Source organism: Agromyces luteolus (assembly GCF_009729855.1).
Classification (GTDB): domain Bacteria; phylum Actinomycetota; class Actinomycetes; order Actinomycetales; family Microbacteriaceae; genus Agromyces; species Agromyces luteolus.
The window spans coordinates 154,278-167,804 of the sequence record NZ_WODA01000008.1 but is presented as its reverse complement, the minus strand read 5'-3'; the positions used below and the strand labels follow the sequence as shown (position 1 = coordinate 167,804).

At 71.4% G+C, this 13,527-nt stretch carries 13 protein-coding genes and 2 tRNA genes; 8 read left to right on the top strand and 7 right to left on the bottom strand.

Features of this window, described 5'->3' with window-relative positions:
• From GLX25_RS18315 to GLX25_RS06635, 7 genes are all read left to right on the top strand, one after another.
• Nucleotides 1-843 (top strand): hypothetical protein (locus tag GLX25_RS18315; protein ID WP_205719841.1); only part of this gene is annotated, 843 nt, incomplete at its 5' end.
• 9 nt (nt 844-852) lie between these two features.
• Entirely contained in the window at nt 853-2,160 is a 1,308-nt protein-coding gene (locus GLX25_RS06655) for a hypothetical protein (protein ID WP_155841495.1), read from the top strand.
• A 12-nt stretch (nt 2,161-2,172) separates the two neighbouring features.
• On the top strand, nt 2,173-3,774 hold the full coding sequence (locus GLX25_RS18310; RefSeq protein ID WP_166548539.1) for a hypothetical protein: 1,602 nt from the start codon (nt 2,173-2,175) through the stop codon (nt 3,772-3,774).
• A gap of 79 nt (nt 3,775-3,853) precedes the next feature.
• Nucleotides 3,854-4,807 carry an aminotransferase class I/II-fold pyridoxal phosphate-dependent enzyme gene (locus tag GLX25_RS06650; protein WP_166548538.1) on the top strand — a complete coding sequence of 318 codons (954 nt, stop codon included), beginning with the start codon at nt 3,854-3,856 and terminating at the stop codon, nt 4,805-4,807.
• Nucleotides 4,804-5,592 carry an amidohydrolase family protein gene (locus GLX25_RS06645; RefSeq protein WP_155841493.1) on the top strand — a complete coding sequence of 263 codons (789 nt, stop codon included), beginning with the start codon at nt 4,804-4,806 and terminating at the stop codon, nt 5,590-5,592. Before GLX25_RS06650 ends, GLX25_RS06645 begins: the two co-directional genes overlap by 4 nt.
• Nucleotides 5,589-6,743, top strand: a complete 1,155-nt coding sequence (locus GLX25_RS06640) for an amidohydrolase (protein WP_155841492.1) — start codon at nt 5,589-5,591, stop codon at nt 6,741-6,743. Before GLX25_RS06645 ends, GLX25_RS06640 begins: the two co-directional genes overlap by 4 nt.
• A complete protein-coding gene (locus GLX25_RS06635) occupies nt 6,740-7,279 on the top strand; it encodes a hypothetical protein (protein ID WP_155841491.1) in 540 nt (179 codons plus the stop codon). Before GLX25_RS06640 ends, GLX25_RS06635 begins: the two co-directional genes overlap by 4 nt.
• A 3-nt stretch (nt 7,280-7,282) precedes the next feature.
• Here the strand turns inward: GLX25_RS06635 and GLX25_RS06630 are convergent, their stop codons facing one another.
• The 4 genes from GLX25_RS06630 to GLX25_RS06615 all read right to left on the bottom strand — a co-directional run bounded on the left by GLX25_RS06630 (nt 7,283) and on the right by GLX25_RS06615 (nt 11,682).
• On the bottom strand, nt 7,283-8,593 hold the full coding sequence (locus GLX25_RS06630) for a sigma 54-interacting transcriptional regulator (RefSeq protein ID WP_155841490.1): 1,311 nt from the start codon (nt 8,591-8,593) through the stop codon (nt 7,283-7,285).
• A 651-nt stretch (nt 8,594-9,244) separates the two neighbouring features.
• A tRNA-Ile gene (locus GLX25_RS06625) sits at nt 9,245-9,318 on the bottom strand.
• Between the two features lie 10 nt (nt 9,319-9,328).
• The gene (locus GLX25_RS06620; RefSeq protein ID WP_271192444.1) at nt 9,329-10,570 is read right to left on the bottom strand and encodes a glycosyltransferase; all 1,242 of its coding nucleotides are present in this window, start codon (nt 10,568-10,570) and stop codon (nt 9,329-9,331) included.
• A 194-nt stretch (nt 10,571-10,764) separates the two neighbouring features.
• Nucleotides 10,765-11,682, bottom strand: coding sequence for a DMT family transporter (locus GLX25_RS06615; RefSeq protein WP_166548537.1), 918 nt, complete (start codon nt 11,680-11,682; stop codon nt 10,765-10,767).
• Nucleotides 11,683-11,722: 40 nt separating this feature from the next.
• Here GLX25_RS06615 and def point away from each other — a divergent pair, with 40 nt between their 5' ends.
• On the top strand, nt 11,723-12,289 hold the full coding sequence (gene def, locus GLX25_RS06610; RefSeq protein ID WP_155841489.1) for a peptide deformylase: 567 nt from the start codon (nt 11,723-11,725) through the stop codon (nt 12,287-12,289).
• 49 nt (nt 12,290-12,338) lie between these two features.
• On the opposite strand, the gene GLX25_RS06605 is transcribed toward def, so the two are convergent.
• The 3 genes from GLX25_RS06605 to GLX25_RS06595 all read right to left on the bottom strand — a co-directional run bounded on the left by GLX25_RS06605 (nt 12,339) and on the right by GLX25_RS06595 (nt 13,515).
• Nucleotides 12,339-12,644 carry an AzlD domain-containing protein gene (locus GLX25_RS06605; protein WP_155841488.1) on the bottom strand — a complete coding sequence of 102 codons (306 nt, stop codon included), beginning with the start codon at nt 12,642-12,644 and terminating at the stop codon, nt 12,339-12,341.
• Nucleotides 12,641-13,348 carry an AzlC family ABC transporter permease gene (locus GLX25_RS06600; RefSeq protein ID WP_166548536.1) on the bottom strand — a complete coding sequence of 236 codons (708 nt, stop codon included), beginning with the start codon at nt 13,346-13,348 and terminating at the stop codon, nt 12,641-12,643. Before GLX25_RS06600 ends, GLX25_RS06605 begins: the two co-directional genes overlap by 4 nt.
• A gap of 94 nt (nt 13,349-13,442) precedes the next feature.
• Nucleotides 13,443-13,515: transfer RNA gene (locus GLX25_RS06595), tRNA-Asn, on the bottom strand.
• Between the last annotated feature and the right edge of the window lie 12 nt (nt 13,516-13,527).

Genomic DNA, 13,527 nt, shown 5'->3' with positions numbered 1-13,527 from the left:
GAGTGGGAGCAGCCCGAGCTGCACGAGTCCTACGAGTGGGAGCAGCCCGAGCTGCACGAGTCCCACGAGTGGGAGCAGCCTGAGGTCCACGAGTCGTACGAGCTCTCCGGCGAGCTGCACGAGAGCCTGGAGCTCGAGCTCGCCCAGGAGCTGCTCGAGATCAACAACGAGGCCGAGCTCGAGGAGTTCCTCGGCAAGCTCGTGCGCAGGGTCGCCCGCGGCGCCAGCTCGTTCATGAAGTCCAGCGTCGGCAAGGCCGTCGGCGGTGTCCTCCGCAACGTCGCCAAGACGGCGCTGCCGATGGTCGGCTCCGCGCTCGGCTCGTTCGTCGCGCCCGGCATCGGCACCGCACTCGGCGGAAAGCTCGGCAGCATGGCCGCCAAGCTCCTCGAGGCCGAGGAGCGCGAGACGATGGCCGAGGCCGAGGCGGAGCTCGAGGCGGCCCGCCGCTACGTCCGCTGGGCAAACGGCACCGTCCGCAACGCGATGCGCGCGCCGTACGGCGTCCCGCCTCGAACGGTCGCCCGAAGCGCCGCCGTGTCCTCGGCCCGCCGGTACGCGCCGTCGCTGCTCCGGCCGCCGTACGGTCGCCGCAACCAGTGGCGCTCACGCCGCGGCCCGAGCTGGGGCGCGCCGGCCTGGGACCCGGCCGGCGACCGGCAACCGCACGCCTGCTCCTGCGGGGGCCAGCACGGCGGCTCCGAGCCGTTCGACGACGACGGCTCGCAGATGGATAGCTACGAGGCCTTCGAGCAGCAGGAGTCGCATGAGGCCCACGAAGTCGGCGGCCCTGCCGGGCGCTGGTACCGGCGCGGCAACCAGATCGTGTTGGTCGGGGCCTGAGGTCGCACGATGAACCCCCGCCTGCCCGGCAGCACCGCCCTCCTGGAGATGGAGGCCCGCGGGCTGCTGGCACGCCTCAATCAGATCCGGCCGCTGGCACTGCACGAGACGATGGTCCCCGCGGCCGCGCTGCCGCCGCGGGCGGCCCTCGACATCGAGCGGTTCCTGCACACCGGCCGGACCGTGCTGCGGCGGCGGGTGGAGGAATACCTGACGTGGCTGCGGGGTCCGGGGCGGCAGGCGCCGCCTGCGGAGCAGCAGCACCGCTTCGTGCTGATCCGGATGAGGTTCAACTCGATCCTCAGCCAGCTCGACATGTTCACCGAGGTCGTCACCCAGCGCAGCGAGGCACGCACCGGCACCTGGCTGTCCGGCCTCGACGTGCTGGCCGACGACGCCCTGCGGATCACCCCGCTGGTCACCGACCCGCCACCGGCGGTCTGCTACCTCGCCCGCGGACCCGGCGCCGCCATCCGACGGGCCAAGACCAAGATGCCCGGCGGAGACCTCAGCCCCGCGGCGATCATCCGGATCCCGCGGGAGCGGATGGTCGGGCACGGCATCGCCTCCTCCCTCGTCCACGAGGTCGGCCACCAGGGAGCTGCGCTCCTCGGCCTGGTGGAGAGCCTGCGCAAGGATCTCGCCGCACGACGTCCGGCCGGAGCCCGGGAGCAAGCCGTGTGGCGCAGCTGGGAACAGACCATCTCCGAGATCGTCGCCGACCTGTGGTCGGTGGCCACGCTCGGGATCTCCTCGACCCTCGGCCTGCTGGCGGTCGTCAGCCTGCCACGCTTCTTCGTCTTCCGGCCGTCCGGCGACGACCCGCACCCGATCCCGTACATCCGCGTCCTGCTCAGCTGCGCGATGGGCGAGGCGTTCTACCCGCACCCTCAGTGGGTCAGCATGCGCGCCACCTGGAAGGCGCTCAACCCGGTTGCGACCCTCCCCCCCGCCCGCCAGCAGGAGTTCGCCGCGCTCGAGGCCGGGATCCCGGCGTTCGTCGCGGCGCTGCTGGCCCACCGCTCCCCGAGCCTCGGCGGACGGACGCTGCGTGAGGCGTTCCCCGTCGGCGAGCGCGTACCGGCGCGCCTGCTCCAGCTGCACGCCACGTGGCGCGGCGACGTCGGGGTGATGGCGCGGCAGCGTCCGAGTCTCGTCTTCGCAGTCGCCGGGCAGGCGCGCGCGGCCGGCCGGATCACCCCCGAGGCCGAGAGCCAGCTAATCGGCACCCTCCTCCGGGCCTGGGCGCTCCGCAGCACCCTCGCCTCCGCAGAGCAGATCACCACCAACCGGCGCATGCTCGCACGCGCCTCATGAGAAGGAGTCAACATGTCCAACGAGATCAGGCCCCGCCACGACCACATCGGGCGTGACGACGACGTCGTTCTCCAGATCGCGGTCGAGTCGACGGTGGAGACCTTCACCTGGCTGATCCTGGACGACGAGGGAAGGCCCGTCGCGGGCGCAGAGGTCGACCGTCGGGCGACGCCCCAGGGGCTCGAGCTGAGCCAGGAGTTCTCCGTCACAGTGACCGACGACCACTTCCAGTACGTCACCGCCGACCGCAAACCCGGCTTCGACCCCGGCGACTACCAGGTGCACCTCTACCTCGGGACTCCCCCGGCCAACGCGAGGTCCCCGAAGACGAGGTTCGGCAAGCTGCAGCTCCTCGACGAGGACGCCTTCTCGATCTCCGAGAGCGAGCGGGTCGACTCCTCGTCCCACGACTCTCCCGACGTCGGCGAGCCGATCCGGGTCGCGCTGGTCCGGGAGGGCCCGAAGGGGGAAACCGAGCAGCGCTCGCCCGTCACGTACGCCGAGTTCCGCAAGTTCCTCGAGGCCGAGTGGGGAAAGGGCGAGGAGTACGACGACGCCAACGCGTGGCCGGTGTTCGGCGGTAAGCCCTACGAGGCGCTACGCAACGCCGCCCGCGACTTCGTCTCGCAGGCCAAGGTCACCTCGTTCGGCGACCTGCTCCCGGCTGGTTACGTCGAGGGCAAGCTCGAGGAGACGGAGTCGCAGTTCCCCGCGATCCAGCTCCCCCGCGACGCGCACACGCCGTACCTCCCGGGCGTCGAGCTGATCTGGAACTACTGGCTGGAGGAGGGGATGCTCGTGCAGACCCTCAACGTGATCCTGGCCCGCTTCCAGAACCGCCGGCTGCCCGGCCGCGACCCGCTCGCCCGCTTCGACGTCACCCCGCTGCTCCCGCTGCGGAACCGGCTGTGGGGCTACACGGAGGACGAGGTGCACCGGCTCACCGTCCGCCGTCGTGCCGTGGAGTACGAGTACGAGTACGGCTTCTCGCTCATCGGTCGTGCGGTCCCGCGGCCGCACTCGGTGGTCGAACGGCGCAACGGCTTCATCGCGACCTTCCACCAGGTCCTGTTCCTCGCCCACCGCTACTTCAGGGAGCTCGACGACCTCACCGTGCAGGCCGACGCGTTCCCGCTCTACCGGGCGCTGCGCGACTGCCACATCGTGCTCTCGCAGGGGACGCAGAACCAGTACGGCGAGATGGCGGTCGCCGCGCGTGCCGAGTTCCTCGTGATGCAGTCGATCCTGGCCGAGCCGCAGATGCGCGAGTTCCTCGGCGGGCGGCCGATGACGCCGTACCCCGAGCACTGGATGGACCGGGTCGACAGCATGAAGACGATCCAGGGCTGGACCGACACCAGCATTATGCACTTCAACGACCTCGCCACGATCGGCGAGCAGCTGGTGCTCACCATTCGTCTCGGCAACTGGGCCGACCCCGCCGTCGGTGGGGCCGAGGCCGCCACCTGGGCGCAGGCGTTCCGCTACGGCATCCAGAAGTACGCCGCCGCCTACCGCGCCGCGACTGGCGTCGACCTCGCCGAGGAGCCGAACACCGAGATGCCGTCCACGCTCTTGGCCCGCCGGCTCTCCGGCGCGCGGGCCCGTGCGTGAGGGCGATTTCACCTCTGCCCATTTCCTCGGCCTCCGGCCGTCCGGCACGTCGGCGGCGCTGACGACCGGGCGGCCGGCAGTGGTGGAAGACCGGGAGGCCGGCCGACCGCTCGCGCACACCGTGGCGCGGCGAATCGGCGCCGCGGACGGGGTGCTCGCGCGGACCAGCCTGCACGGACTGGTCGACGCACTGGCGACCCGTGCACCGGGCGCGACGATCCTGCTGGACGAGGCGATCTACCCGATCGGCCAGTGGGCGGTCGGCGCGGTCGTCTCCGCGCTGCCCGGCGCGGGCCCGGTGACCTTCCGCCACCACGATGCCCACGACGCGGCCCGCAAGGCCAGCCGGCACCGACACGTCGTCCTCGTCACCGACGGCCTGTGCGGCTCCTGCCTGAAGCCCGCACCGCTGCGCGACCTGGCCGACGTCGCGCGCCGGCACGACGGTGAGCTGGTCGTCGACGACACCCTCGCGGCGGGCGTGCTGGGCGTGCGCGACACGTCGTCGCGGATCCTCGGCACCGGTGGCGGCGGCACGGCGGCCTGGCTCGACGTGGAGCCGGGGCTCACCGTCGCGTCCCTCGCGAAGGGGCTCTCGGCCCCGCTCGCGGTGGTCGCCGGACCCGCGGCGCGGATCGAGCGGGTACGCCGAGAAGGCCCCGCGCGGATCCATGCAGGACCGCCCACCGCTGCCGACATTGCCGCCCTGCGAAGCGCCGTCGCCGACGACTCGCTCGACGGCCGTCGGGCGCGGCTGGCGCGACTGGTGCTCCGCGCCCGCCGCACCCTCGAGGAGCTCCACCTGCGACCGCTGGGCGTGCCCTTCCCGGTGGTCGCCACCGAAGGCGGCCACAGCGAACCGCTCGAGATCCACCGGGCCCTCGCGTCCTCCGGCATCCGCTCGCTCGCCACCACGGGGCGATGCACCGGCCGTCCGACGCTGACCATCTGCCTGCGCGCCGACCACGGCGACGCGGAGCTGCGCCGGCTGGACCGGGCGCTCCGGGCGGCCGTGACGAGGAGCGCGGCATGAGCCGGCCGCTGGTCATCGACGCGCACGTCCACATCGGGACGGGCGACGGGCTGCGCGGCCCCTGGGACACGGAGGGGTCCCTGCCGCTCTACTTGAGCCGAGCCCGCCCCGCCGGGATCCGCGGCGCGGTGATAATGCCCCCGCTCACGTCCGACTATCCGCGCGCGAACGCCGAGATCGCCCGCATCATCGCCACCCGCCCCGGATTCCTCGGCTACCTGTTCGTCAACACGCGGACCGAGTCGGGCCGCGTCGCCGAGCGAGTGGCGACGGGCGTGCGGCAGGGCTTCTGCGGGATCAAGGTACACGCCCACGACGCGCGGATCACCCGTGAGGTGGCCGAGGCGGCGCGCCGGTGGGGACTTCCCGTGCTCTACGACCCAGCGGGCGACACTGCGACCGTCGAGATGGTCGCCCGCGCCTACCCCGACGTGGCCTGGGTGATCCCGCACCTGTCGTCTTTCGCCGACGACTGGAAAGCGCAATGCGCGTTCGTCGACCAGCTGGTGCGGCTGCCCAACGTCTTCACCGACACGTCAGGAGTGCGCTATTACGACCTGCTGGAGGACGCCGTACGCCGGGCCGGGCCGCGAAAGGTGCTCTTCGGCAGCGACGGCCCGTTCCTCCACCCGGGTATCGAGCTGGCGAAGGCGCTGTCGCTGCCGGTGGACGCCGCCGGACTGCGCGACGTGCTGGCCGGCAATGTGCTCCGGCTCACGGCTCCGGCACGGCGGCGGTTCCGGGCGCGCCGCCGCCGGCGCCTCGAGGATCGGCGAGCGGCATGACCACCCTGGCCCCGCCACGGGCCGACTTGCGGAGTGCCGTACGGCGCCTCGCACCCGGCCTGCTCGCGCTTTCCCACGACCTGCACGCCCACCCCGAGCCGGCCTGGGGCGAGCACCGGTCGAGCCGACGGCTGGCCGCCTACCTCGCTGGCGCGGGGCTCGAGGTCGAGCTGCCGGCGTACGGCCTGCCGACCGCGTTCCGTGCGACCGCGGGCACCACCGGACCGCTGGTGGTGCTGTGCTGCGAGTACGACGCACTCCCGGGGCTCGGCCACGGGTGCGGGCACAACGTGGTGGCGGCGGCGGCGGCCGGTGCTGCTGCCGCCCTGGCCCCGCTGGCAGGTTCCGCGGGCGGGCGGGTCGTCGCGCTCGGCACGCCCGCCGAGGAGGGCGGCGGCGGGAAGATCGAGCTGCTGCGCCGACACGCCTTCGACGGCGCCGCGGCCGCGCTGCTCGTCCACCCCGGTCCGCATGACCAGGTCCGCGCGCCCTTCCGGGCCGCGGCGTCCTCCTCGGTCCTCTTCCGGGGTCGCGCCGCCCACGCGGCGATGGCGCCGGGCAGCGGCCGCAACGCTCTCGACGCTGCCGTGTTCGCGTACCAGGCGTTGGGCTCGGCACGGTCCGGCCTTGGCCATGGCGAGCAGGTTACCGCCGTGCTGGTCCGCGGCGGTACGGCGCCTAACGTGGTGCCGGAGGACGCCGAACTGCGCGTGATGACCCGCGCGGGGACCACGGCCGGCCTCGAACGGCTGGCCGATCTCGTCGCCCGGTCCGCGCGCGCCGGGGCACTGGCGACCGGGTGCACGTCGCGCGTCGTGCCCGCAGGTCGGGTTTACCGGGAGCTGCGCACCGACCGCCGGCTGGCGGCTTCCCTGGAGCGACACCTGCGCGACCTCGGCCGGTCACCGCGGGCCGCCGACCCGCGCGACCTGCTCACCGCCGGCAGCACCGACCTCGGCAACGTGAGCCACGTCGTCCCCGTCGCACACCCCAAGCTCGCCATCGGCGACGTCGCACCTCATTCGCGCGCCTTCACGCGGGCCGCGGGGTCGCCGGCCGGGGACCGTGCGGTGCTCGACGGAGCCACCCTGCTCGCCCTCACCGTCCTGGACGTGTGGGCGTCCAGACGACCACAAGGAGAACAATCATGACCATCGATGTCAGGCCCTGGCCGCAGGACCTCGTGAAGTTCCCACGCAAGCGCGTCGTGGCCGAGATCAAGCCCCACAACGCCGACGGGATCTCGGACGGCATTCGTCAGCTCGTCAGACGCAACGCGGCGCGCGCCGCCATCACGCCGCAGCTCCTCACCTACCGCCCCGTCGACGCCACGCGGACCCGCTACGAGATCCTCGCGGCAGACTCGGGCGAGCTCCGCACGATCGTGGCGGCCTGGCGGCCGCGGAAGCGCGTCCCACGTCCGAGGACCTGGTATCGCCTGCCAGGCACGATTACGGTGACAGCGGCGGCCGACAGGATCCCTCGCTGGCAGTGCCCGACCCAGCTCGGCAACCTCATCGAGGGCCAGATCCGCGACAACTATGCGACGCAGCTCCGGATCAGCCTCCCGCAGAAGTCGGCCTCACGCACCGGCGCCGACATCGAGCACGAGCTGTTGGAGATGGCGGAGTTCCTCCGCGAGCTCGCCGCCGAGCTGGAGGCCGAGGCGGGCTACGGGCAGTCCTAAGTCTCAGAGGGGGACGCCCGGCGCGGCCGCGGGGCCCTTGCGCCGAAGCTGGATCGCCCGGTCGGTCACCCCGAGCATCGCGGCCGCCCGCCGGACGCTCCCCTCGTTCTCCTCCAACGCGGCCTCGACCGCCACGTCGCCGACGACGGTCTTGAGCTCGGGCAGGCTCAGTCCCTCGGCCAGGGCAGCACGCACGGCAAGGTCCAGCAGCCGGCGGGACGACGCGACCGGTTCGGGCGCCTCACGCGCGGGCCGGTAGCCCGGCGGCACGTCACCTGGGCTGACGGCGCCCGGCCCCGCGTGCCGGGCCGCGACGGCGTACGCCAGCTGACGCAGCTCACGGAGGTTGCCGGGAAACTCCCGGTCCCGGAGCAGCGCCACGACACTCGGTGAGACGTCCAGGTGGCGACCGGCCGCCTCGGCGAGGAAGTGCTCGAACAGCGGCTCGAGGTCCTCGGCGCGCTCCCGCAGCGGTGGGAGCCGGACGACGCCGGAAGCGATGCGGTGATAGAGGTCGCTGCGGAACCTGCCCTGCCGCTGCTCGCTCTCGAGATCGCGGTTCGTGGCGCTGACCAGGCGGAAGCGCGTGCGTGACCACGTGTCGCCACCGACGCGCTTGTATGTGCCCTCCTGCAAGACGCGCAGCAGCTCGGCCTGCAGGTCCAGGGGCAGCTCGCCGATCTCGTCGAGGAACAGGGTGCCGCCGTCCGCAGCCGCGAACGCGCCCGCGCGGGCCCGGTCCGCACCCGTGAACGCTCCCTTCTCGTGGCCGAAGAGCTCGCTGCCGGATAGGGACGGCACGATCGTCGTGCAATCGACGACGACGAGGGAAGACGAGCTCTCGGCCACCGCGTGCACGAGGCGGGCGGCGAGCTCTTTGCCGGTCCCGGTCTCGCCGACGAGCAGGATCGGCCCCGACCCGTACGCCGCGAGCTCGACGAGGTCGACCAGGAGGCGACGCATGGCTGTGGAACGCCCGTGGACCAGCGACGCGACCAGCTTGGCGGACAGCAGCCGGTCGACCTCCCGCCACCGCTCCAGGCGCGCCAGGACGACACGGACGGTCTCCTCCCCCGTCCAGCTTATGACGTCCTCGACGCCGCGCGCCAGGAGCCCCCACATGCCGTCGGACTGGCGACCGCACGACACGACGATGACCCGCTGGTCGGTCATCTGCCTGCCCACCGCGGCACCTAGGTCGTCCACGACATGGACGCCGTACGGATCCGCACCTTCGGCGAAGCCGCCCTCGTCCAGCGCTTGGCGAAGCAACGCCGTCTCGGCGCTGTTGGACGTGCCGATTACCGTCGCCACTACCGGTCCCGAACGCGATCAGCCTGCAGCCGGCTCTCCAGTCGCCCGCGGTCGATATCTTGGACCCGCGTTTGGCGACTAGGAGCTTCGCCACAAACTTGGCTTCATTCAGCGGCGTTCAGCTGCTCGAAAATGTTGTTGGTTTGCACACAAGTGTTGCCTAGGCTCAGCTGCATTTCGACCCCCCGCTTATGAGCTGCCGTGCCTCCTGTGTGAAGGATGGCCTCGCTGGCGCAGTTTTGCAATAGGTTCGGGCTCAACGACAGCCTGTGCCCGTCCGCACTGACGCGCCTAAGCGGCCTTGCGAAGGACGAGCTCCTCGGGACAGCATGGCTCCAGAGAATCGCGCGCTTCAGCCGTAAGGCGATCGGGATCTTCCCCGACACCAAGAGTTCTGGGGTGTTCAGGAGTGAGGTCGGTGACGATGATGAGTTTCACAGTCCCGCTCCCCTGAGTGAGAGTGCCTGCGATCGCCCGGCCTGGACGAGCGCGAGCACCATACCGCCGATGATGATCACCCGAGACCGTTCGATCTCACGCCCACCGGGCTCTACCTCAACCGAAAACCCCTCTGATCCCGTCTAGTGCTGTCGAACGGCCCTTGACGGCGGCCACAAGCGTCGGCAGAAATGCTGTTTGATCAGGTATTTGTGGGGCGGACCAGACTTGAACTGGTGACCGATGGATTATGAGTCCACTGCTCTAACCGGCTGAGCTACCGCCCCGCGAGCGACCTCAGTCGGGGACTATGACCGGGATCGACTCGGTGACCGGATCGGTCACGCGCTCACCACGATACAGACTCTCGAAGGTGTCGAGCGTGCGGGTGATGTCGTGCGCCTTGATGAGCTTCAGCGACTGCGCCTTCATGGCGTTGTAGTCGTCGGGTGCGGCCTCGAGCACCGTGCGGAGCATGTCGGCGAGGTCCTTCGGGTCGCCGGGCTCGAACAGGTAGCCGTTCTCGCCGTGGTGCACGAGGTGGGGCAGGGCCATCGCGTTCGCGGCGACGACGGGCAGCGCGGAGGCCATGGCCTCCATGGTGACGATGCTCTGGAGCTCGGCGATCGAGGGCATCGCGAGCACCGACGCGCGGTGGTACGCCTCGCGGAGCTCCTCGTCGGTGACGTAGCCGGTGAAGGTGACGCGGTCGGCGATGCCGAGCTCGACGGCGAGGTGCTCGAGGTTGCGCTTCTGGTCGCCGCCGCCCACGATGTCGACCTTGACGTCGAGCTCGGCCGGCAGCAGCGTCACGGCGCGCAGGAGCACGTCGATCTGCTTCTCGCCGGTCACGCGGCCGACGAAGACGATGCGGTTCTCGGTGCGCGGCTCCCAGTTCGGCGAGTACTTGTGCGCGTCGATGCCGCACGAGATGGCGTGCACGCCGCGAAGGCCCGTGTACTTCTCGAGGAAGTCGGCGGCCCGGCGCGTCGGAGTCGTGACGGACTCGGCCCGCCCGAACGTGCGTCGCGCGGCCTTCCACGCGAGCCCGACCGACCAGTCCTGCCACGCCTTCGGGATCAGCGTGAACTCGAGCATGTTCTCGGGCATGAAGTGGTTCGTGCCGACGATGCGGATGCCGCGCTTCGCGGCCTCGATCGAGAGGCCGCGACCGACGACGATGTGCGACTGGAAGTGGACGACGTCGGGCTTCACCTCGTCGAGGATGCGGGCGCTGTTCTGCTTGATCCGCCACGGCAGCGCGAAGCGCAGCCAGTCGTGCGGGTACCAGCGCCAGCTCAGCAGTCGGTGCGCCGTGAGCTCCTGGCCCTCGTGGACCTCCTTCCACGTGCCGTGCTTGCGGCTCGCGGCGGGGGCGACGATGTGCACGTCGTGCCCGCGCTCGACGAGTCCGGCGGCGAGCCGCTCGGCGAAGCGGGCGGCTCCGTTGACGTCGGGCGCGAAGGTGTCGGCGCCGATCAGGATCCGGAGCGGGCGCTCCGGGCCGGGGTCGGCGGACACGCTCGTTGAGTCGGACACGTGGTGCTGTACCTCGCTGTTCGTGGAACGGGGTGGGGCCGAATACCTGGCCCGTCGGGGTGAAGACTGGCCGCGTGGGCGGGGTTCATCCGACCCTAGTCTACGAGAGCACCCTCCGCAGCGACGATCTCACACGCCTGGGCGTGCTCGGATGAGCGGCGCGACGCACGAACGCGGCTCGCAGCGCACCGCACTCAGAGTCGCGTCTGCGGGTGGTTCTTCGCCAGCAGGAACACGCCCCAGATCGCGACCGCGCCCGTCACGACGAACACCGCGATCGCCCACGGCGGCGCCTGCGACGCCTCGTCGAGCACCACGATGCCGATGAGGACCGCGACCATCGGGTCGACGACGGTGAGGCCGGCGATCACGAGGTCGGGCGGGCCGCTCGCGTACGCGTTCTGCACGAAGTACGCGCCGAGCCCCGTGGCCGCGAGCAACGCGATCACGCAGAGGAACGTCAGCCAGTCGAACTCGCCCTGGTCGACGCGCGAGAGCACGACCTTCGCGAGCGTCGCGACGAACCCGTAGAGCACGCCCGCCATGAGCACGTAGAAAATTGCGCGGATGCGACGGCGGAACAGCGCGAACGTGATCGCCGCTGCGGCGAGCACCACGAGGAGGATGATCAGGATCGTGATGAGCTGGCGCGCCTGCACCGGCTTGTCGACCGCGGTGAACGCGGCCACGCCGACGAAGACGAACACGCCGCCGACGCACATCACGATCGCGATGACGGACTTGCGATTCAGGCTCACCTTGTTGATGCGCGAGTTGAGGATCGACGTGATCACGAGCGCGAGCGCGCCGAGCGGCTGCACCACGATCAGCGGCGCGAAGTAGAGGCTCGAGAGCTGGAAGACGATCGCGAGCCCGAGCATGAGCGTGCCGAGCACCCACGAGGGTCGGGCGAGCAGCAGCGCGAGCTGCTTGCCGTTCAGTCCCTTGCCGAGGGTGTCGGCCGTGTTCGCCTCGACCTTGACCACGCCGCGGTGCTGGAACTGGGCCCCGAGCGACAGGAAGACCGCCCCGACGAGCGCGAGCGGGATGCCGATGAACTGCGTCGGATCGAGCGGGATCAGCTCGGTGAGTTCGCTGAGGTCCGGATCCACCCCTCGACCCTACCGGCTGCCCCGCCGATATCCTTGGCGAATGGCCGTGCTCCCGATCCGAATCACGGGCGACCCCGTGCTCCATGCGCCGGCCTCGCCGGTCGAGACCATCGACGACGAGATCCGCACCCTGGTGCGCGACATGTTCGAGACGATGGATGCCGCGCCGGGCGTCGGCCTCGCGGGGCCGCAGGTCGGCGTCCCGCTCCGGCTGTTCACCTTCGGCTGGACGGATGAGGACGACCGCGAGTGGCGCGGCGTCGCCATCAACCCCGAGCTGTGGATCTCGCCGCCCGTGCCGGGCATGCCCGACGAGGACGACGAGTCCGAGGGGTGCCTCTCGTTCCCGGGCGAGCGGTTCGCGCTGCGCCGCGCGGAACGCGCCATCCTGCGCGCCACCGACCTCGAGGGCGAACCGTTCGAGATCGTCGCCGACGGATGGCTCGCCCGCATCTTCCAGCACGAGTACGACCACCTCGACGGCGTGCTCTACATGGACCGGCTCGACGACCACGACCAGCGCATCGTGCAGAAGATCACGCGCAAGCGCGGCTGGGGTCGGCCGGGTTCCAGCTGGACGCCGGGCGTCGACGACCTCGACGCATGAGCCGACGCATCCGCTCGCCTCGCCCGTCGCGGCACCGACGCGCGGCCGCTCAGGCGACGTAGCGGATGCCCGCCGCCACGAGGGCGGCCGCCGCGACCACGACGATGAAGGGCGTGCGCACGGCGTAGAGCGCCGCGGCGACCACGAGCGCCGGCACGCGGGCGTCGACGACCAGCGTCTGGCCCACCGCGAGCGTCTGCACGGCGATGAGCGCCGCGAGGAGGGCGACCGTGAGCAGGTCCGCGATGCGCGCCGGCCGCTCGCGCTCGAGGAACGACGCGGGCACGAGGTGCCCGGCGAGCTTCAGCGCGAGCGTCGCCGCGGTCGCGAGCAGGATGACGTGCCAGACGGTCATCGCGCGGCCTCCCGCCTGCGGAAGAGGTCGAACCACCCGACGACGAGCGCCACGGCGGCCGCGACGAGCACGGGGAGACCGGGCGTCAGGACCGGTGTCGCAACCGTCGCGACGACCGCCGCGAGCACGGCGGTCGCCCCCGCCTGGACGCGCTTCAGTCGCGGCCAGAGCAGGCCGAGGAACGCGGCGGCAGCCGCGGCGTCGAGCCCGTAGGCCCGCGTGTCGCCGAGCGCGTCGCCGATGAGCGCGCCGGCGAGGGTGGTGAGGTTCCACCCGATGAAGATCGCGAGGCCGGTCACCCAGAATCCGACCCGTGCGGCACGCTCGTTCGCCTGCGCGAGCGCCACGGCCGTCGACTCGTCGATGGTCAGCCAGGCCGCGGCGATGCGGTGCGCGAGGCCGTGCTCGCCGACCACGGGTCGCATGCGCATGCCGTAGACGACGTTCCGCACGCCGAGCAGGGCGGCGGCCGCGATCGCCGAGCCGCCGGCGGCGACCCCGCCGGCGCCGATCACGCCGACGAGTGCGAACTGCGACCCGCCCGTGAACATCACGAGGCTGAGGAAGCACGTTTGCCAGACGTCGAGCCCCGACGCGACCGAGAGGGCGCCGAACGAGATGCCGTAGGCGGCCGTCGCGAGCCCCACGGCGATCCCGTCGCGTCGGGCACCGCGGATCGAGGCGTCGACGTCGGGTCCGGGCACGGATCCAAGTTGACCCGCAGTCGGCGTCCGCACGCAAATCGGAGTGCACCGGGGAACGAGAACGGCCCGGACGAGGTGGTCCGGGCCGAAGAAGCTCCCCCACTTGGACTCGAACCAAGAACCTATCGGTTAACAGCCGATTGCTCTGCCAATTGAGCTATGGAGGATCACGCTGGGCG